General features: G+C 68.6%; 17 protein-coding genes. 7 read left to right on the forward strand and 10 right to left on the reverse strand.

Translation table 11 applies throughout. The features are described 5' to 3' along the window. Positions 1 to 18: 18 nt before the first annotated feature. Positions 19 to 1,416, forward strand: coding sequence for a hypothetical protein (locus C5B97_RS10495; RefSeq protein ID WP_104311997.1), 1,398 nt, complete (start codon positions 19 to 21; stop codon positions 1,414 to 1,416). Positions 1,417 to 1,438: 22 nt separating this feature from the next. Here C5B97_RS10495 and C5B97_RS10500 read toward each other — a convergent pair whose 3' ends face one another. Together C5B97_RS10500 and C5B97_RS10505 are read right to left on the reverse strand one after the other, a co-directional pair. Next, a complete protein-coding gene (locus C5B97_RS10500; RefSeq protein WP_104311998.1) occupies positions 1,439 to 1,714 on the reverse strand; it encodes a hypothetical protein in 276 nt (91 codons plus the stop codon). Between the two features lie 82 nt (positions 1,715 to 1,796). Next, on the reverse strand, positions 1,797 to 3,263 hold the full coding sequence (locus C5B97_RS10505) for an amino acid permease (RefSeq protein WP_104311999.1): 1,467 nt from the start codon (positions 3,261 to 3,263) through the stop codon (positions 1,797 to 1,799). Between the two features lie 211 nt (positions 3,264 to 3,474). Here C5B97_RS10505 and C5B97_RS10510 point away from each other — a divergent pair, with 211 nt between their 5' ends. Then, the gene (locus C5B97_RS10510; protein ID WP_104312000.1) at positions 3,475 to 4,689 is read left to right on the forward strand and encodes an amidohydrolase family protein; all 1,215 of its coding nucleotides are present in this window, start codon (positions 3,475 to 3,477) and stop codon (positions 4,687 to 4,689) included. Positions 4,690 to 4,723: 34 nt separating this feature from the next. Then, positions 4,724 to 5,614 carry a DUF5996 family protein gene (locus C5B97_RS10515; RefSeq protein ID WP_104312001.1) on the forward strand — a complete coding sequence of 297 codons (891 nt, stop codon included), beginning with the start codon at positions 4,724 to 4,726 and terminating at the stop codon, positions 5,612 to 5,614. Here C5B97_RS10515 and C5B97_RS10520 read toward each other — a convergent pair. Further along, complete coding sequence (locus C5B97_RS10520) at positions 5,611 to 5,850, reverse strand: DUF3263 domain-containing protein (protein WP_104312002.1); 240 nt, start codon at positions 5,848 to 5,850, stop codon at positions 5,611 to 5,613. The genes C5B97_RS10515 and C5B97_RS10520 overlap by 4 nt on opposite strands. Positions 5,851 to 5,933: 83 nt before the next feature. Continuing rightward, positions 5,934 to 6,428 (reverse strand): hypothetical protein, encoded by a 495-nt coding sequence (locus tag C5B97_RS10525; protein WP_104312003.1) that lies wholly within the window; start codon positions 6,426 to 6,428, stop codon positions 5,934 to 5,936. A gap of 206 nt (positions 6,429 to 6,634) precedes the next feature. On the opposite strand from C5B97_RS10525, the gene C5B97_RS10530 reads away from it, so the two are divergent. Beyond that, complete coding sequence (locus tag C5B97_RS10530) at positions 6,635 to 6,838, forward strand: hypothetical protein (protein WP_104312004.1); 204 nt, start codon at positions 6,635 to 6,637, stop codon at positions 6,836 to 6,838. Positions 6,839 to 6,919: 81 nt separating this feature from the next. On the opposite strand, the gene C5B97_RS10535 is transcribed toward C5B97_RS10530, so the two are convergent. Further along, positions 6,920 to 9,316 carry an ATP-dependent DNA ligase gene (locus C5B97_RS10535; protein WP_104312005.1) on the reverse strand — a complete coding sequence of 799 codons (2,397 nt, stop codon included), beginning with the start codon at positions 9,314 to 9,316 and terminating at the stop codon, positions 6,920 to 6,922. A gap of 93 nt (positions 9,317 to 9,409) precedes the next feature. Between C5B97_RS10535 and C5B97_RS10540 the strand changes: the two genes are divergently transcribed. Together C5B97_RS10540 and C5B97_RS10545 are read left to right on the forward strand one after the other, a co-directional pair. Beyond that, positions 9,410 to 10,468: a Ku protein gene (locus C5B97_RS10540; RefSeq protein WP_104312006.1), complete on the forward strand. Its 1,059-nt coding sequence runs from the start codon at positions 9,410 to 9,412 to the stop codon at positions 10,466 to 10,468. 108 nt (positions 10,469 to 10,576) lie between these two features. Beyond that, positions 10,577 to 13,435 carry an ExeM/NucH family extracellular endonuclease gene (locus tag C5B97_RS10545; protein WP_104312007.1) on the forward strand — a complete coding sequence of 953 codons (2,859 nt, stop codon included), beginning with the start codon at positions 10,577 to 10,579 and terminating at the stop codon, positions 13,433 to 13,435. Positions 13,436 to 13,540: 105 nt separating this feature from the next. Here C5B97_RS10545 and C5B97_RS10550 read toward each other — a convergent pair whose 3' ends face one another. The 4 genes from C5B97_RS10550 to zapE form a co-directional block, all read right to left on the reverse strand. Further along, positions 13,541 to 14,419 carry a hypothetical protein gene (locus C5B97_RS10550; RefSeq protein ID WP_104312008.1) on the reverse strand — a complete coding sequence of 293 codons (879 nt, stop codon included), beginning with the start codon at positions 14,417 to 14,419 and terminating at the stop codon, positions 13,541 to 13,543. 112 nt (positions 14,420 to 14,531) lie between these two features. Then, positions 14,532 to 15,032 (reverse strand): DUF456 domain-containing protein, encoded by a 501-nt coding sequence (locus tag C5B97_RS10555; RefSeq protein ID WP_104312009.1) that lies wholly within the window; start codon positions 15,030 to 15,032, stop codon positions 14,532 to 14,534. A 110-nt stretch (positions 15,033 to 15,142) separates the two neighbouring features. Further along, complete coding sequence (locus tag C5B97_RS10560; RefSeq protein ID WP_104312010.1) at positions 15,143 to 16,375, reverse strand: ammonium transporter; 1,233 nt, start codon at positions 16,373 to 16,375, stop codon at positions 15,143 to 15,145. 191 nt (positions 16,376 to 16,566) lie between these two features. Further along, complete coding sequence (gene zapE / locus C5B97_RS10565) at positions 16,567 to 17,553, reverse strand: cell division protein ZapE (RefSeq protein ID WP_104312584.1); 987 nt, start codon at positions 17,551 to 17,553, stop codon at positions 16,567 to 16,569. A 167-nt stretch (positions 17,554 to 17,720) separates the two neighbouring features. Here zapE and C5B97_RS10570 point away from each other — a divergent pair, with 167 nt between their 5' ends. Continuing rightward, complete coding sequence (locus C5B97_RS10570) at positions 17,721 to 18,164, forward strand: SufE family protein (RefSeq protein WP_104312011.1); 444 nt, start codon at positions 17,721 to 17,723, stop codon at positions 18,162 to 18,164. A 15-nt stretch (positions 18,165 to 18,179) separates the two neighbouring features. Here the strand turns inward: C5B97_RS10570 and C5B97_RS10575 are convergent, their stop codons facing one another. Further along, a complete protein-coding gene (locus tag C5B97_RS10575) occupies positions 18,180 to 19,364 on the reverse strand; it encodes an alpha/beta hydrolase (RefSeq protein WP_146080788.1) in 1,185 nt (394 codons plus the stop codon). Positions 19,365 to 19,457 lie beyond the last annotated feature (93 nt).

Genomic DNA, 19,457 nt, shown 5'->3' on the forward strand with positions numbered 1-19,457 from the left:
AAGCAGGAAGAGGACATCATGGACCACACCGCATCGAACCTGGTTCCAGGGCCCGGGCTCTACGCCACCCACGACGGTGTGGTGTACCCGCTGCGAGTGCACGACGGCAGGTGGGCGTTCCGCTCGGCCAGCCCCGTGCGGGGCTTCGTCGTCGATCACGACGTGTACATCCGCCCGATCGCCATCGACGATGAGGTCGAGTGCTTCGGGTTCGAGCACACCGGCACCTACCGGGGGCTGCCGGTGCACGTCGCGCCGCGTCCCGGCGGCGCCGAACTGCTCCTCGTCTCGACCGACCGCTCGTCGGCGGACCTTGGGTTCACGGCCGAGGCGCTGCGTCGCGGTGGCCACGACTGGCGGAAGACCGTGACCAATGGAGACCCCGAGCTGACGGTCACGAGCACCAGGGTTCGCAAGCCGATCCCTTGGGAAGGACACCCCGAGGAGGCCCTTCCGCCCCGAGAGCCTGCACGGGCGGGTGCTCGCACCGCTCCGGGCAAGCGGAGCGGTGCGGCGCCTTCTCCGCGGCTCCAGGCCCCGGGGCTGTATGCGGTGCTCGATGGCCTCGAGTACCCGGTCGTGCGGCGGAGCACTGGGTGGGCGCTGCGCTCCGAGGAGCCGCAACCCGGTTTCGTGCCGCAGCGGGGAGAGCATCTCCGAACGATCACCCCCGAGGATCAGCTTGCATACGTCACGATCCTGCACCCCGGGACGTACCGTGAGCTGTCGGTCCAGGTCAGGCCGACGTCCGCGCACGCCGTGCAGCTCTCGACTCGGGACCGACGTTCGGTGGACCGCGGATTCGTGCAGTTCGGCTTCGAGCGCCCGGAGATCCAGGAGTACGTGCACTCGGTCGCGCTCGATGACCCCGAGTTGCAGGTGAGGACGACGCGGGCTCCGTCGGCCCCGCCGTGGCTGCGGAACGAGAGAGAGCGCACGCCGACGGGCGTGCCCACGACGTGGAGCGACTTCGCCGGAGCGCTCGCCGCGGCGATCGAGCAGGTCACCGACCGGGTCTTCGTCATCGTGTCCGCGTCCGGTGACGCGCGAAGGTACGTGCAGTTCGCGGGAGGACCCGACGTGATGGAGGCAGAGGCGCCCGGGCGCAGTGTCGTCGCCGATGCCGACGAGCGCGTCCTCCGGGGCGCGGGCTGGACGCCGCCGGGTCCGAGCCAGCCGAACTGGTCGGCAACCGCCCGTCGGCACGACGGCCGCCCGGTCACGCGTGCGCTTGCGGAGATGTCGGTCACCGTGCTTCGTGATGGGTACAGCGTCGAGAGTCCGCGGCTGCTCACCTACACCGCGGGGCGGGACCCGCAGGTGTTCCCTGACGGGGCGAGCTACACGGCCGAGCAGTGGGAGGCCCGCGACCTCGCAGCGCTCGAGATCCCCGCCCTCCGTCTCCCTCGAGGCTGACGACCGCGTGCACGACCGCGGATCAGCGCTCCCCGGCCCGCCTGTTCGTCTCGCGGCGGATGGCTCTCCGGGTGATCCACACAGCGATCACGATCGGGAGGATGCACACGCAGAACACCGCCACCTTGAGCCACCAGCTGTCGACCAGCGGCAGGAGGAAGATGCACCCGAGGACCGTCGCGAGCGCGGCGCCGATGTACGGTCCGCTCCGCCGCCCGTTGAGCGCGAGGCCCGGTCCCGCGCGAGGCGGCTCCGGCGGCTCAGAGCGGGCTGTCGGTCCGTCCTGTTCGAGGTCCATCCCCTGACGCTACCCGAACGCCGGAACACCCGCGGCGGGACCGAGGCTGGGCCGCATGACGCCTGCCCGCCTCAGCACCGGCCTAGTCGTGCTGGCTGCCCTTCCCGTCGCTCAGCGCCGTATGCCGCGGGCTGTTCGGGTTCATGAGCGAGTGCCTGCGACCGTACGCGAAGTAGATGATCAGGCCGATGACGAGCCACCCGCCGAACCGCAGCCAGGTCTCCCAGTGCAGCTGCAGCATCAGGAACCCCGACGCGAGCATGCCGAACGCGGGCACTAGGGGCATGAGCGGCAGCCTGAACGTTCGGGGAGCATCCGGGCGCTTGTAGCGGAAGATGATGACCGAGAGGCAGACCACGACGAACGCGGCAAGGATGCCGATGTTGGTGAGGTCCGCGACGGCCTTGATCGGGAACACACCCGCAAGGAGGGCTGACGCGACGCCTGCGATCCACGTGACGCGCTGCGGGGTCCCGTTGCGGTCCGTCTTCGCGAACCAGCCCGGGAGCAGCCCGTCTCGACTCATCGAGAACCAGACACGGGTGACGCCGAGGAGGAACGTCAGCATCACGGTCAGGATGGACAGCACTGCGAAGACGGAGATGATCGTGGCGATCACCGGCAGGCCGACGCTGTTGAACGCGGAGGCGAAGCCCGCCGTCGGGTCGATCTCCTCCCAGTTCTGCATTCCCGTCAGCACGAGCGTCGCCGCCACGTACAGCAGCATCGCGATGATCAGCGACAGGATGATGGCCTTCGGCATGTGCTTCTTGCCGTCCTTGGCCTCCTCTGCCGCGGTGCTCATGGCGTCGTACCCGAAGACGGCGAAGAACACCGTGGCCGAGCCGGCGAGCACCGGGCCGAAGCCGCTCGGCATGAACGGGTTGTAGTTGTTCGCGTCGATGTAGAAGACGCCGAGGCCGATGATGAACAGGATCAGGATCACCTTGATGGCGACCGCGACGAGCTCGAACCGTCCGAAGGCCCTCGTGCCGCGAGACAGGATCCAGGTCACGAGCAGGCAGACGGCGATGGCCGGGATGTTGACGATCCCTCCCTTGCCCTCGTCGACGGTGGAGGTCATCCAGACCGGCATGTGAATGCCCAGGCCCGACAGGAAGGCGTCGAAGTACCCGGAGATGCCGATGGCGACGACGGCCACGATGGCGATGTACTCCAGCAGGAGGTCCCAGCCGATGAACCAGCCGATGACCTCCCCGAGGGCGACATACCCGTACGTGTAGGCCGAGCCCGCCCTTGGGATCATGCCGGCAAATTCCGCGTAGGAGAGCGCGGCGGCGGCCGAGGCGAGGCCGGCGATGAGGAACGAGATGAGGACAGCTGGTCCAGCTCCCGGGGTCCCCTCGCTGCCTGCGGCGACGAGCCCAGCAAGGGAGAAGATGCCGACGCCGATGATGCCGCCGACGCCGATCGCCGTGAGCTGCCAGAGCCCCAGCGATTTGAAGAGGCCGCTGCTCTTGTTGTCCTCCTCCATCTCCTCGATCGGCTTCCGCCGCATGATCGACTGGGACGAACCTCGTGTGCTCATCGGTACTCCTCGTTCTCGCGCGACCGTCACTTCCCTGTGAAGATCGATTCCGCATCCTCAGTATGCGAGGTGATGCGACTGCGGACGAGTGGACAGTGCTTACGAGTACTCGTCAAGGGTGCCGAAGGCTGGGGCGAGCCTCCTCGTCGCGAGGGGGGGGGGGGACCCCGACCACATGCGTACGAGAGGTGCCCATCCCTAGACTGCCCGCATGAGTCCCCTGCCCTCACCGTCCCTGAAGGTCACGAACGCGCGAGTCTGGGGCGGTGAACCCACGCAGCTGCTGCTCGCCGGTGGCCGCGTCCACGCGGTCGGCGAGGCCGCCGCACAGGCCGCGTGCGACGTCGAATTCGACGCAGGGAACCTTCTGGCCCTCCCGGGTCTCGTCAACGCGCACGCCCACGTCGACAAGAGCTGGTGGGGGAAGCCGTGGGAGTCCTTCGGCGGAGAGTCCAGCACGCAGGGCAGGATCGCCCACGAGCGAGCGCGGAGGGATGCGCTCGGCATCCCGAGCGTCGAGACCACGCTGCGGGTGCTGCAGCAGTCGCTGCTGACCGGCACGACGCGGATGCGCACGCACGTCGATGTGGATCTCGGCGTGGGCCTGGACGGCATCGAGTTCGTCCGAGAGGCGGCAGAACGCCTCGACGGCGCCATCGAACTCTCGATCGTGGCGTTCCCGCAGGACGGCGTGCTGCGCAGACCCGGCGTCCTCGAGCTGCTCGAGAGAGCCGCCGCGGACGGGGCCGAGCACATCGGGGGCCTCGACCCAGCGCTCATCGACCGGGACCCGGTCGGACAGCTGGACGGTCTCTTCGACATCGCATCGCGCCACGGCTGCGGACTCGACATCCACCTGCACGAACCGGGAGACCTCGGCGCGTTCGAGTTCGACCTCATCCTCGACCGGGTCGAGCGCGACGGGTTGCCGGCCGGCCTCGTGAACATCGCCCACGGATTCGCGCTCGTCGACGTCGACGCCAAGCGGCGGCGCGACCTCCTCCAGCGCATGGGCGAGTTGGGCGTCAGCATGACGACGGTCGCTCCCGTGCGGATGCGCCAGCTGCCCCTGCACGAGCTGGATGCGGCTGGAGTCCGGTTCGGGTTCGGTACCGACGGCATCCGGGACCTGTGGAGCCCGTACGGCGACGGCGATATCCTCGGCATCGCCTGGCAGTACGGCCGCTCATCTGGGCTCGTCAGGGACGAGGACCTCACCCGGATCGTCCAGCTCGCCTCGAGCGACGGTGCCTGGTGCGCGACCGACGAGTCACACGACCTCCGGGTCGGCGACCGGGCAGACATCGTGCTGCTCGACGCGGAGAATGCGATGGACGCGCTCGTGCGCCGCGTTGACCGGTCTGCGGTGATCGCCGGCGGACGACTCGTCGACCTGGAGTCAATGCGCGAGGTTCCCTGGGAGTGACCCAGCTCGAGGCCCATTCCGCTATCGTCAGCATGTGACGACTCGACCGATCCTCGCCGTGGACAGCTGGACCGACACCCGCGACACCCTGCACCGCTGGCTGCAGATCGTGGGGAAAATCCGCATGGTCAGCACGCCGCACGTCAACCACTGGTGGAACGTGACCCTGCACGTCACTCCTCGCGGGCTCGGGACGGGCACGCAATCACTCGGCGACGCGATCTTCGACATCGAGTTCGACTTCGTGGAGCACCGTCTCGTCATCCGGCACAGCGACGGCGGGGAGCGAGTGCTGCACCTCGAGCCGATGTCCGTCGCCGACTTCTCGTCCCGCCTGTTCGCCTTGCTGGGAGAGGTCAACCTCCACCCGCGCATCCACGGCGCTCCGAATGAGGTGGAGGTCGCGATCCCCTTCGCCGAGGACACACGGCACGCCAGCTACGACCGCGACGCGGCCAACGCGTTCTGGCGACAGCTCGTCGACGCGGACCGGGCGCTCTCGCGGTTCCGCGCAGCATTCACCGGGAAGGTGAGCCCCGTGCACTTCTTCTGGGGAGCCATGGATCTCGCCGTGACGCGCTTCTCCGGCCGCGAAGCGCCGCGGCACCCGGGCGGCGCCCCGAACTGCCCCAACGAGGTCATGATCGAGGGGTACTCGCACGAGATCTCGAGCGCCGGGTTCTGGCCTGGTGGCGGGCGCGAGGGTGCCTACTACTCGTATGCCTACCCCGCTCCCGTCGGGTTCGCGGACGCGCGAGTGCCGGAGGGGGCCTACTGGGACGAGGCCCTCGGCGAGTACCTCCTGCCGTACGAAGTCGTTCGCGAGGCGGCCGACCCCGATGCGCTGGTCCAGGACTTCCTGACGGCGACCTACCGATCGGAGGCCGACCTCGCCGACTGGGCGAGCGTCACCACAAGCGCCTAGCGCATCCGGGACCTGACTTCAGGGCCGGGCGCGCGATCGCGGCGCTGGTTCCAGTAGCGATAGACGAGCTCGGGGTATTCGGCCATGACGTCGACGTCGGCGACGAGCACCTCGAGCCTGGCCTCATACCCCTCCGGAGTGAGGCCAAGCTGCCGGATCTTGTCGAGCTTCGGACGGTCGCGGCCAGGGTGAGCTGCCTCGAACTCCAGGAGCGCCCTTGCTCGTGCGGTGATCATGCCTGAAGAGTAGGTCAGGACATAACGAGATGACCCGCTCTTGCTTTTCAGCCGTCACCTCTGTATGGCCCAGGCGGGTGACGTCAACCTGCCACCGGTCTGATGCCGACGAACTGCATGCGATCCTCGCCGTAGAAGCACGACTGCAGTGCGAAGTCCCCCTGCAGTCCGATCAGTGATTCCGGCGTCTCCCAGTGCTTCGCCGTGTGCCGCACGTCGACGACCTCGAACGTGCCCGGCTGCCCCTCGACCTCGAACTGCGTCCCGACCGCCCAGTTCAGGACGATGTCTCCCCCGCAGTTGTTGTGCGCCGCGTACACGGCCGGAACCCCGACGGTGTTGCGGTAGCTGGTCATCTCGATGAATGATCCGTCGCACACGTCGAGTTCCTCCTGGCCGCCTTCGACCCCGAGCCGGACCGCGGGGAGCTGCACCTCCGCGGCGACGTCGTTCACTGCGGCTTTCACCTGCCCGTACCCGCGTTCCACGGTCGTCGGCGTCAAGAGAGACATCGCCAGGATGACAGCCCCGGCGAGGACGAGTGTCGTGCCGAGCACCCCGAGGACCGCGTTTCCCATCGACCGCCGTCGGCGTGGAGACGCGGATCGGGCGTGGGCTGGCGGCGCGGGCCGGGTGCTCGTCATAGGCAGAGGTCTCCTCGTGGTCAGACGCGTCAGATTCTGCAACAGCACCTTATGCGCTGCGTGTGAACGGATGCGCGCGTTCGAGCGATGCAGCGCCGGGCACTCATCTTCGTCTCGGCTGGCGTGCGTACGGTCGGAGCATGACAGAACAGCACGCAACCCCCGACCACGACGAAGACGCCACCCTCGACGAGACCAACGAGCGGCTCGAAGCAGAATCGATCCAGGGCCTCGGCACGGGTGAGCCCAACCGGGAACGGCCGGACCAGCCGCCCACGCAGGTCCGCGATGACGCGGCGCAGCACCGCGACGACACCGTCCCGCCAGCGGGTGTCAACGGCTGAACCGCAGTATCGGAGGCCGGGTCGCGCTAGTGCCCCGGCCTCCACCGCGCGCGGCGCGCCTGGGACGCAAGCCCCTCGGGCTCACTCGAGGCTGACCTCCGCCGGTGACTTGTCGGGGCGCCATCCGCGCCAGCTCGGCTGCCTGAGTCGGCCACCGGCGGTCCATTCTGCGAACTCGACCTCCCCGACCAGCTCCGGTTCCACCCAGACCGCACCCCGCGCATCCGCCGCAGGGATGTCGGTGAACGGCGGCGTGTCACGCTCGCGGGACGCCAGCTCCTGGGCGGTCCGTTCGAGCTGTCGGTCGGTGAATCCTGTGCCGACACGGCCCACGTAGCGGAGTCCGTCCGGGCCTGGGACGCCGAGCAGCAACGAGCCGATGCTGTCGGCACGTCGTCCCCGTCCGGGACGCCATCCCCCGACGACAACTTCCTGGGACCTGTGGTGCTTGACCTTGACCCAGCTCTCGGAACGGCGACCCGGACGGTAGACGCTGTCTCGCCGCTTCGCCACGATGCCCTCCAGCCCGAGCTCAGCGCTGCTCGTCAGCGCCAGCTTCGCGTCGCCTTCGACGACCGGAGGAACACGCAGCCCGCGATGCTCGCGCACGTACTCGACTAGCAGGTCGCGCCGCTCCTCGTACGGTCGATCGATCAGGCTCTCGCCGTCAGCTTCGAGCAGGTCGAAGACGAAGTAGTGCACGGGCACCTCCGCGGCCGCCCGCTCGACGTCGCGCGGTGCGCGCAAGCCCATCCTCGACTGGAGCCGGCCGAAGTCAGGGCGTCCCCGGCGGTCCAACGCCACGACCTCGCCGTCCAGAACCGCCACCCGCCCGCTCAGGCTCGCGCGCAGTGCATCGGCGACCTCCGGGTACGCAGCCGTCACGTCATTGCCGTTCCTCGTCAGCAGCCGTGGCCCGGCGGGCTCGACGGATGCCACGATGCGGATGCCGTCCCATTTCATCTCGAACGCCCAGTCACCCTCGTCGTCGAAGACGCTCGTGTCACGCGAGGTCGCGAGCATGGGTGGGATCGAGGGCTTGGAGCGCCCGGTCCGCCTCGTGGTGCGGTGTGACGCTGTCGCACCCGTCCTCGGCGACTTCTCGGCTGACATCCGGTGCAGCAGCCAGTTGCTCTTGTCATCACCGCTCCCCCGCGTGTGGATGAGCGCAACCCGCGTCGGCTCCCCGAGGCCTCCGGCGGCCTGGCCGTGCAAGGTGACGATCACCTCCTCGCCCTCGCGCCATTTCTCGAGCTCGTAGGTCCCCGCGTCCCAGATGTACACCTCACCGGCCCCGTACTCGCCCTTCGGGATCGAGCCCTCGAAGGTGCCGTACTCCAGGGGGTGGTCCTCGGTCTGCACCGCCAGGTGGTTCTTCTTCGTATCCGCTGGAATGCCCTTGGGCACAGCCCAGGAGACCAGCACGCCATCGTGTTCGAGCCGGAAGTCGTAGTGGAGCCGTCTCGCGTGGTGCTCCTGGATGACGAAGGTACGGCCGGATGAGGAAGGCGGGGCAGCCGCCGGCACCGGCTCGTTGGTCTTGGACGCATCGCGCATGGACCGGTAGCGTTTCAGCCGGTCCTCCCTGGCGGCCTCGGCGACGGGAGCGAGCGGGTCCAGCCGGGTGCGCATCCGTGTCAGCACCTCGTCGTACTCGAGGTGGCGCAGCTGCGGTGACGCGAGCTCGCGCCAGGTACGTGGGACGGCCACGGTCGGCCGCGCGCGTCCGCGGAGGGAGTACGGAGCGATGGTCGTCTTCGACGCGTTGTTCTGGCTCCAGTCGACGAGCACCTTGCCCGCCCGCAGAGTCTTCTTCATGTCGCTCACGATGAGGTCCGGGTAGTCGGCCTCCAGCGACCTCGCGAGCTCGTGCGCAACCTGCGACACCTCATCAGAGGTGTGCGCTCCGTCGAGGGCGGCGTACAGGTGGATGCCCTTGCTGCCGCTCGTCACCGGGACGGGGTCGAGGTCCATGCCCTGCAGGATCCGACGAGCGAGTCGCGCCACCTCGGCGCATTCGACGAGGCCGGCGCCCTCGCCCGGGTCGAGGTCCAGGACCAGGCGGTCGGGGTTCATCGGCGTTCCGCCCGGACCGAAGCGCCACTGAGGGACATGCAGCTCGAGGGCAGCGACCTGCGCGAGCCAGGTGAGCGTCGCGACATCCCGCACGATGGGGTACTCGTTGCGGTGCTCCCGGTGCTCGATCCCCTCCCTCGGCACCCAGGCCGGCGCGCTGGCCTCGAGGTTCTTCTGGAAGAAGACCTTGCCGGGGTGCTCGGCGGTCCCGACACCGTCGACCCAGCGTTTGCGGGTCACGGGACGCTCCCGCACGTGCGGCAGCAGGAACGGAGCGATCTCCGCGTAGTACGCGAGCACCTCGGCCTTCGTGGTGCCGGTCTCCGGGTAGAGCACCTTGTCGAGATTCGTGAGCGTCACACGGTGGCCATCAACCGTCACCGTCTGCTTCGGGGTCGCCATCCGCCCAGGATGCACCCCGAGCCTGAGGCGATCACCGGTGAACACTCAGCGTCGACTCGGCTCCCGAACTCCCGCGTCCGATGTACTTGCAGCATGAGATCCATCTGGAAGGGCTCCATCGCATTCGGCCTCGTCAATGTCCCAGTGAAGCTGTACAGCGCGACGGAGGACCACGACGTGCGCCTGCACCAGGTGCACGACAAGGACGGCGGGCGCATCCGCTATCAGCGACGCTGCGAGATCTGCGGGAAAGTGGTCGACTACGAGCACATCGACAAGGCCTACGCCGACGAGGACCGGACGGTGGTGCTCACCGAGGACGACCTCAGCTCGCTGCCGGAAGAGCGAAGCCGTGAGATCGACGTCGTCGAGTTCGTGCCGAGCGACCAGCTCGACCCGATCATGTTCGATCGCAGCTACTTCCTCGAGCCAGACTCGAAATCGGCGAAGGCCTACGTGCTGCTTCGGAAGACCCTCGAGAAGACGGACCGAACCGCGATCGTGCACTTCTCGCTCCGGCAGAAGTCTCGGCTCGGAGCGCTGCGGACACGCGGTGACGTGCTCATGCTCCAGTCGCTCCTCTGGGACGACGAGGTCAGGGAGGCGAACTTCGCATCCCTCGATGAACGGGTGAGGATCTCGGCGAAGGAGCTGAAGATGTCTGCATCGCTCGTCGACTCGTTCGCGGCAGACTTCGCGCCCGACCGTTTCACCGACGACTACCAGGAGCAGCTGCAGCAGCTCATCGACGCGAAGCTCGCGGAGGGCGACGCACTCGACACCGCCGCGACGTTCGGTGAGCCCGAGGACGACGAGGAAGCGGGCGGCGAGGTCATCGACCTCATGGACGCACTCCGCCGGAGCATCGACAAGGGGCGGAGGACGCCGTCGGGTCAGGCCGCAGGGAAGCAGGGCGACACCAAGGACGACAAGGCGGGCGCGAGCAAGACCTCCTCGGGGAAGACGGCGGCGAAGAAGCGAACGTCGAAGAACTCGACGTCGAAGAAGCCTTCGCCAAAGAAGACCGGGGCGACGAAGAGCGCTCCCAGGAAGACCGCGAAGAGCGAGACGAAGTCGGCCACGAAGAAGGCCGCTGACACGAAGACGGCGACGAAGAAGGCAGCGCCAGCGAAAGAGCGGAAGAGCGCCTGAGACGTCCTCCAGTTCACCGGGTGTTTACGTGCGGGAAGTCCCCCCGCGAGACGGTGCGGGTACGGTGACGGCGATCCCGTCAGAGACGCACGCCCCAGGAGGACGCACGTGACACGACCTTGGCAGAAGCTCCTCGCGGTGGGAGCCGCGACGACGCTCACCGGAGGCGGCCTGCTCGTCGCAGCCGCTCCCCCGACCGACGCTGCTCCCAGCGGAACCGAGCTCGTGATCAACGAGGCATACGGGGGCGGGGGCAACTCCGGCTCGCTGTACTCGAACGACTTCGTGGAGCTCTACAACCCGGGCCCGGCTGCGATCAGCGTCGATGGCTGGTCAGTTCAGTACTTCTCCGCGGGCGGCAATCTCGGCGGCGTGGCGGAGCTCTCGGGCGCCGTCGCACCGTCCTCGCACTACCTGGTCGCCCTCTCGGCCGGCAACTCGCTGACCGGTGAGCTCCCGGTGCCGGATGCGAGCGGGGAGATCGCGATGGGCGCGCGCGGAGGCATCGTCGCCCTCGCCGACACGGCCGAAGCGGTCACGCTCCCCGCGGGCGCGGCCGTGGATGCGGTCGGCGTCGTCGACCTCCTCGGCTACGGGAGCGCGAGCGCCTTCGAGGGTGCCGCCCCCGCGCCGGAGCTCGGCAATGCGCTCAGCGCCCAGCGCGCCGCTGCGGGAGTCGACACCGACGAGAACGCGGCCGACTTCGTCGCGGCGGCGCCGACGCCGGAGAACTCCGCGGGTGGCTCGACCGCGACCCCAGCGCCGACGACGACCCCAGCGCCGACGACGACCGCGGCTCCGACCGTCCCGCCGGAGGCGGCGCTCGTGTCGATCGCGGAGATCCAGGGCACGGGGGCCGAAACACCGCTCGTCGACCAGACGGTCACCACCGAGGGCATCGTGACGGCGGTCTACGCCGAAGGCGGGCTCGGTGGCTTCAACATCCAGACGCCAGGGGTCACAGACCCGACCACCCACAGCGCCTCGACCGGGGTCTTCGTCTACGGCCCTGCCGCTGCGGCCACGGTCAGCATCGGCGACCGAGTCGCGGTCACCGGGCGAGTCGGCGAGCGCTTCGAGTCCACCCAGATCAGCGCGAGCGGAGTCGAGCAGCTCGAAGTCCGACCGGAGCACGTCGTCGAGCCCGTCGCGATCGAATGGCCGGAGACCGAGGAGGAGCGGGAACGCTACGAGGGGATGCTGCTCGCGCCGACCGGCACCTACCGTGTCTCAGAGAACTACGCGCTCAACCAGTACGGCGAGGTGGGGCTCTCCGTCGGAGAGCGACTGCTCGTGACGCCGACCGAGGCCGGAGCCCCGGGCAGTCCCGAGGCGGTCGCGCAGGCCGAGTACAACGCCGCTCACAGCGTCATCCTCGACGACGGCGCTTCGACGGACTTCCTGCGGCGCGAAGGCGGCAGCATGGTCAACGCGGACATCCCGCTTCCCTACCTGAGTATCGAGACCCCCGTCACCGTCGGCGCGACGGCGACCTTCAGCGAACCCGTCGTCGTTCACTACTCCTTCGACAGCTACCGCTTCCAGCCGACGACGACCCTCACGGGCACGGAAGATGCACCCGTCACCTTCTCCGACGTGCGAGAGGCCGGCCCGGACTCCGTCGGCGGCAGCCTGCAGATCGGCACGTTCAACGTGCTCAACTACTTCACGAGCCTCGGCGTCGACTCCTGCGACGCAAGCCAGAGCTACACCGACCGTGAGGGCAACCCCATCAGCGCGAACGGATGCCTTCCGCGCGGTGCCTGGGACGCCGAGAACCTGGAGCGGCAGGAGTCGAAGATCGTCGCCGCGATCAACCAGCTCGACGCCGACATCGTCGCGCTCGAGGAGATCGAGGACTCCTCGGACTTCGGCAAGGATCGCGATGCGGCGCTCGTGGATCTCGTGGACGCGCTCAACGCCGCGGCCGGCGCGGACCGGTGGGCGCACGTCCCCTCGCCCGCGGACATCCCGGCTACGGGTGACGACGTCATCCGCACCGCCTTCATCTACCAGCCCGCGACGGTCGGGCTGAGCGGGTCCTCGAGCATCCTCGACGACCCCGCGTTCATCAACGGACGCGCTCCGCTCGCGCAGACGTTCTCGGATCCCGCGACGGACACCGACTTCATCGTGGTCGCCAACCACTTCAAGTCGAAGGGCGGCTCCGGCGAGGGCGACAACGCGAACGAGGACGATATCGCCGGGCCCGCTGGGGCCGTCGGCGGGTGGAACGGCGACCGGACACGGCAGGCTCAGGCGCTCGCCGACTTCACGGAAGCGCAACGCGCCGAGCACGGCACGGACCTGCTGTTCCTCACCGGCGACTTCAACAGCTACTCGCAGGAGGAGCCCATGCGGGTGCTCGAGGACGCCGGCTACGAGAACCTCGGGGACTCGCGCAACCGGGCGGCTGGCGAGCCCGGCTCTACAGGCACCGAGTACTCGTACAGCTTCGGCGGCACCGTCGGCTCACTCGATCACATCCTCGCGAGCGGCGCAGCGGCCGAAGCAGTGACGGGAGCCGACGTGTGGACGATCAACGCGTATGAGCAGGTCGGCACCGAGTACAGCCGCTTCAACTCCAACGTCACCCAGCTCTACACGGATGACGTCTACCGGTCGTCCGACCACAATCCCTTCCTGATCGGCCTCGACTTCTCCGTGGCGCCGACGCCTACCGAGACGGCAGGCCCGACGCCGACGGCGACGGCGACGATGACTCCCGAACCCACGCAGACCGACGGGACCGTGCCAGGAGCGTCCCCCTCGGCGAGCGCGAACCCACCGGCCGCGGGCGGCCCGACGACCAGCCAGCCGACCAGTCCCGGGGCCCCGGACGCCGACGGACAGCAGCTGGCCACCACCGGCGTCGAACTCAGCGCCCTCCTGCCCATCACGGCCGGTGCCGCGCTCCTTGCGGGTGCGCTTGCATTCCTGCTGAGGCGCCGCATCGACCGCGCCTGACCTGATCATCAGGGGCGCGCGCAGAATCGCCTCAACTGAGATGACCGGCCGTGAAGCGCAATTGCTTCACGGCCGGTCATCAGACGTCAGGACCGCAGCCCGCGATCACGGTCCGGAGTCGCTCCCGGACTGCTCGGACGGAGTGGGCTCACTCGTCGGCTGCGGGTCGACGGGCTCGTCGGTGGGATCTGGGACTGGCGGCTGAGTGGGCTCTGGCGTCTCCACAGGCGCGGGTGGCGTCGTGCTGCCTCCGGCCCCGTCCGGAACCGGCTGCGAGGTCAGACTCGGCGTGGTCGGGTCTGCGGGCGCGGGTGCCTGCGTGGGGGCGTCGACACCCGAGTCGTCGACGGGCTGCTCGGGAACGCTCGTGTCCTCACCCTGTTGCGTGTCGACCGCCGCGCTGTGCGAGCTCTGCGCTGCAGTCGCCTGGCGAACGACCGACGAGATCCCCGTCGTGCGCGCGCGATCATCGGCCGCATCCGCCAGCTCGATGAGTGCGGCGTCGTACGCGGTCAGGATGTCTGCCGAAGCCAGCGTGACTTGAAGGCGGTGCTCTTGGCCGAGGGCGAGCGTGCTCGTCGCCATGCCGCCCACGGCGTTCTGCAGGGCGGTGTAGGAGGTCTGCAGCGCGTTCGACGCTGACGACGTCGAACTCAGCGCATCCTTGACCTGGCCGAGGGCATCTTCCAACGCAGCCTTCTCGGCCGTTCCGACCCGCTCAGACGGAAGGCTCGCGAGCGGCTGGGCCAGCATGTGCAGGTTGACGACGTCACTGGAGCTGGCACTCGCCACGGTAGCGCTCGTCGTCGCAGGGACGGCCACGGTCTCGACGGGCGCCGCGACGTCGCCCCCCTGGCCGTTCGTGACCGTCAGGGCAGCAACGACCGCCCCCACGGCAATGACGCTCATCGTCGCGGCGGCGAGCTCACCCGGGCGCTTCTTGACGAACGCCAGTATGGCGTTCGAGGTCTCCCCGTTCGACATACGGCTCCTCTACGACGTTCTGCTGTGGCGCGCATTCCACGCACAGCTTCCCTAAGAGTAAGACGATCCCGCCGAAAGTCGAAGTCAGAACTGCCCGGGTCGCTCAGGAAACTCAGAGCCAGACGAACTGGATGAAGATCGACAGCGCGAGGATGGTCGTGGCGACCAGCGCGCACATGAGCTCGATGACCATGCCGAGCCCAAGCGCCTTGACCGCGGTCCAGCTCGAGTCCAGGGCCGGGCGGAACTCACGCACGCGTGCGTACTCGGAGGCCACGAGGCCGACCGCGAAGCCGATCGGAAGGCCGAACGCCGGGAGCACGAACAGGCCGACGATGCCGGCTGCGAGCCCGATGAGCACCGAGCGGTTCGGGACCTGCTTCTTCTTGAGCCCGCGCCCCGTGAGCACCCAGCCGATGATCATGCCGGTGATGAGCAGCGCCGCCCCGACCCCGAAGGCCACCCAGACGGGCCAGGTGCCAGCGAAGATCGCCCACACGAGGAAGCCGATGACGATGGTGATGCTGCCGGGCAGCACCGGCACGATGATGCCGATGATGCCGATGATCGCGAGGACCACGGCGACGATTGCAGCGATCACGGGGGCACTCATGGGTCAACCGTATCGGTTCCCGAACGCCCCTCCTGGGTGGCGCGCATGAGAACAGGGGCCGTGCATCCACAGGAGAGTGGATGCACGGCCCCCGAAGGCCGTCCGCGTGATCAGCGGGACAGCGCGTAACCGGTCTCGCCGTGCACGACCACGTCGACGCCGGCCACTTCATCCTCGTGGCGCACCCGGAAGCCGATGGTCTTCTGGATGGCCCAGGCCACGAGGAAACTCACACCGAAGGAGTAGAGGAGGACACCGAGCGATGCGATGAGCTGGACGATGAGCTGCTCGACTCCGCCGCCGGTGAAGAGGCCGGTGTCGAAGGCGAAGAGACCAGGCCAGATGGATCCGACGAGACCGCCGACGAGGTGCAGGCCGACGACGTCGAGCGAGTCATCGAAACCGAGCTTGAACTTCAGCTCGATGGCGAACGCGCAGAGGCCGCCGGAGACGAGGCCGAGGAGGAGCGCCCAGCCCGGCGTCAGCACGGCGCACGCCGGCGTGATGGCGACGAGGCCCGCGATGGCACCGGATGCGGCGCCGATGGACGTCGCCTTGCCGTTGCGAAGCTTCTCGACCATGATCCAGCCGAGGATGCCCGCGGCGGGAGCGGCGATCGTGTTGATGAAGAGCAGTCCGGGGCCGGGGAATTCCGAGCCGCCGAGGTCGCCCCATGCGGCGCCGACGTTGAAGCCGAACCACCCGAACCACAGGATCGCCGTGCCCAGGAGCACGAGTGGCACGTTGTGGGGCTGGGTGATGCCCTTCGCGAAGCCGACGCGCTTGCCGAGGACCAATGCGAGTGCGAGTGCTGCCGCTCCTGCGTTGATGTGCACGGCGGTTCCACCTGCGTAGTCAATGACCTCGATGCCCTCGAAGCCGAGCTGAGCGCCGAGCTGCATGATCCAGCCGCCGCCCCAGACCCACGCTGCGACGGGGAAGTAGACGAACGTGGCGAAGATGCCGGCGAAGAGCATCCAGGAACCGAACTTGGCGCGGTCCGCGATGGCCCCGGAGATCAGGGCGGTCGTGATGATGGCGAACGTGCCGCCGTAGGCCGCACCGGCCATCGCGTTGCTGTCCTGGATGAGGTTGGTCAGTGCGAAGTCAGAGAGCGGATCCCCAGCGAACTGGAAGAAGGAGTCGCCCGACACGGACGACATGTTGTAGCCGTACAGAATCCACAGCACGGCGACGAGGCCGAGCGCCCCGAACGAGAGCATCATCATGCTCACGACGCTCTTCTCCTTGACCATGCCGCCGTAGAAGAGGGCGAGTCCTGGTGTCATGAAGAGCACAAGCGCTGCGCTGATCATCAGCCACGCGGTTCCACCGGTATCCATTGCATCCTCGCTTTCGCCACCCGTGCTGCGGCCTGGAGGACGCGTCGTCGTGACACGGTGTGGGGAGATGCAACGAGTCTGCTGGGGGCTCGTGTCGCTGGTGGGGCGGTGCCGTTTCGATCATGTTTCGGAGCGGCCCGGCGTGTTACGAGTCTGTGTCGGGAACGGAGCCGGGTCGGTTCGGCGGGATCTCAGACGGAGGCGGTCTGCTCCTGGGCAGTCGAGGCGATGAGGCGCGACACGCAGCGCAGGTACTTCTTCCGGTAGCCGCCGTCGAGCATTCCGCCCCCGAAGATCTGGTCGAGAGCGAGACCGGAGGCGGCGATGGGGATCTGTGCGTCGTAGACGCGGTCGATGAAGGCGACGAACCGCAGCGCCTCGGCCTGATCGGTGAGCTCGTGCACGTCACGGAGTGCAAGGAGGTCGACCTTCTCGACGAGGCGCACGTACTTCGAGGGGTGGACGGTCGCAAGGTGCTGGACGAGGTCATCGAAGCTGTCGTAGGCGACGCTCCTGCCGTCGGCGACCGCTTCATCGACGAGCACGTCCAGTCGTTCGGCCGGGGTGACGGCCGCGTGGCCGGACATGTCGCGCCGTCGGTAGTCGGTGCCGTCGATGCGCAGCGTGTCGAAGACGCCGGCGAGCTTCGTGATCTCGCGGAGGAAGTCGGACGCGGCGAAGCGTCCCTCGCCCAGCGCATTCGGCGGGGTGTTGCTCGTCGCGGCGACGCTCGTGCCGGAGTCCACGAGCTCCCCGAGGAGCCGGGACATGACCATCGTGTCGCCCGGGTCGTCGAGCTCGAACTCGTCGATGGCGATGAGGCTCGTGCCCTTGAGCGAGCGGACGGCTTCTGCGTAGCCGAGGGCTCCGACCAGCGCCGTGTACTCGATGAACGTGCCGAAGTACTTGCGCCCGGGGTGCGCGTGCCAGATGGAGGCGAGGAGGTGCGTCTTGCCGACACCGAACCCGCCGTCGAGGTAGATGCCCGGCTTGACCGGCGGCGCCTTCTTGAGGAACCCGAAGAGCCCCTTGCCTCCGGAGTTCGCGGCCGCCTTGACCCCGGCGAACCGCTCGCCCGCCTCGACGGCGGCAGCCTGCGAGGGGTACTCGGGATCCGGTCGATACGTCGAGAACTGAGCACCGTCGAACTGCCGGGGAGGCACGAGGTCCTTCACCATCTCAGCCGCTGTGACGGTCGGCGAGAGTTCGGTCAGGTGCAGCAAGCGGCCTTCGCCCACGGAGTCCTCGTACTTTCCAGTGACAGATGCCCGGTGCGGGCACAACAGATCTTACCGTCAGCCGCTCCCGCCGGTCGTCCCGTATCGAGGGCCGGTACCGTGGTCACATGCACGACGTCACGCTGCCTGAACCGCTCGAGCTGCTCCGTGAGGAGCTCCTCGAGGTCTCCCCCCGCGATCGCCTCGAGCTCCTCGCCGAGATCGGTGCCGAGCTCCCACCTGTCGACGCCTCCGAGGTCGAGGCGTTCGAGCGCGTCATCGAATGCCAGTCGCCGGTGTACCTCGACGTCTCGCTGAGCGGGGACGCACGCATCCGGCTGCGTATCTCTGTCCCGCCTGGCGCGCCGATGACGCGCGGCTTCGCGGCGGCTCTCGTGCAGGGCGTCGACGGTCAAGAGCCAGCCGCGCTCCTCGGACTCCCTGAGGACCTCCCGAGTGTCCTCGGCCTGGCCGACCTCGTCTCCCCCCTCCGCCGCAGCGGAATGGTCGCGCTGCAGGCGCGCGCGAAGAGGCAGCTGCTCGAGCGCATCGCCGTCGAGGAGCGCTCCTAGGGACCGATTCGCGTCCTAGAACGTCGCGAGCCACTCGTCGAGCGACTGCTCCCAGCGACCACTGTCGACATTCCAGAGGCGCGTGTGCAAGGCACGCTCGAATTCGCGGTAGGTGACGAGGTCGGGGCGGCGACGTGCCACCTCTCGACTCGCTTCGACCGGCACGACGGTGTCAGCGCTGGAGTGGAACAAGAGGATGGGCACGCGTAGCTCCCCGAGCCGGCTCGGGATCTCGAGCTCGGCAAGCGGGATCGGCGCATCGAGGCCGAGCAGAGGGCGCGCGAAGGGACTCCCGATAAGCCAGACCCCGAGAGCCGTCACCGCCCGAGGAAGCCGCATGGCCCGGCCCTGGTATCGGAGGATCGAGCGCCAGCTCAACGCAGGCGACTCCAGGAAGATGCCGGCGACGAGCTCGCGGTGGCGGGCATTGAGCGACGCCTGCACGACGGTTCCACCACCCATGGACCACCCGACGAGGATGATCCGCTTCGCGCCGCGCTCGGCGGCCCAATCCATCGCGGACTCGACGTCGCGCCACTCCGTCGCGCCGAGACCGAACTTCCCGTCTGGCGATGGCGGCGCGAGCGCGTCGTTCCGGTAGCTCACCACCAGCGAGTTCCAGCCTCGACCGCGAAACAGCGGGACAGCCCGCAGGGGCTCCGTCATGACGGCGCCCCGACCGTGCACGTGGATCGCCCACGAATCGCTGGCCTGCGCCGCGGGGATCAGCCAGGCGGGCATCGCACCGAGCGGGGTCTGCACGTCGACCCAGCGCCACGGCAGATCGAGGTCCCGCACCCAGAGCTGCGGTGCCGACGCGAGACGAACGGACCGGACGCGCTCGAGCTGCGCGCCCTGCTCGCCCCAGAAGCGCCTGGTCACCGTGCGCTCCGACTCGTCGACGACGGCCCCGACGTTGGCCCGGCCCGTCTCCGCAGCGAAGACGAGACTGTAGTGGCCGGGCGCCGCCGTCTCGGGGGTGCGAGCGAGGGTGACCGTGCCCGCCTGCTTGTCCACGCGGAGCAGGCGCACCGGGTCCCGGCGGCGCCGGGGTGGCGTGACGACGGCGCGCGCAACCATGGTGGCCGCGGTGCCGGCGATCGCGGCGAGGCCGACGACGACTGCGCCGAGCGTCGCCGCCGCGAACTTCGCAGCAGTCGCGGTCGACTCAGCCGAGGCACGTTTTGCGGCACACATCATGACGATGATGGCGCACACCGCCCGTGAACACGCCGAACGGCTGGCGCGCCGCTTACGGCGCGCCTGATCTGCGTTGCTGGAGGCCAGGCCTAG

Source organism: Pseudoclavibacter sp. RFBB5 (genome assembly GCF_002931555.1).
GTDB lineage: Bacteria > Actinomycetota > Actinomycetes > Actinomycetales > Microbacteriaceae > Pseudoclavibacter.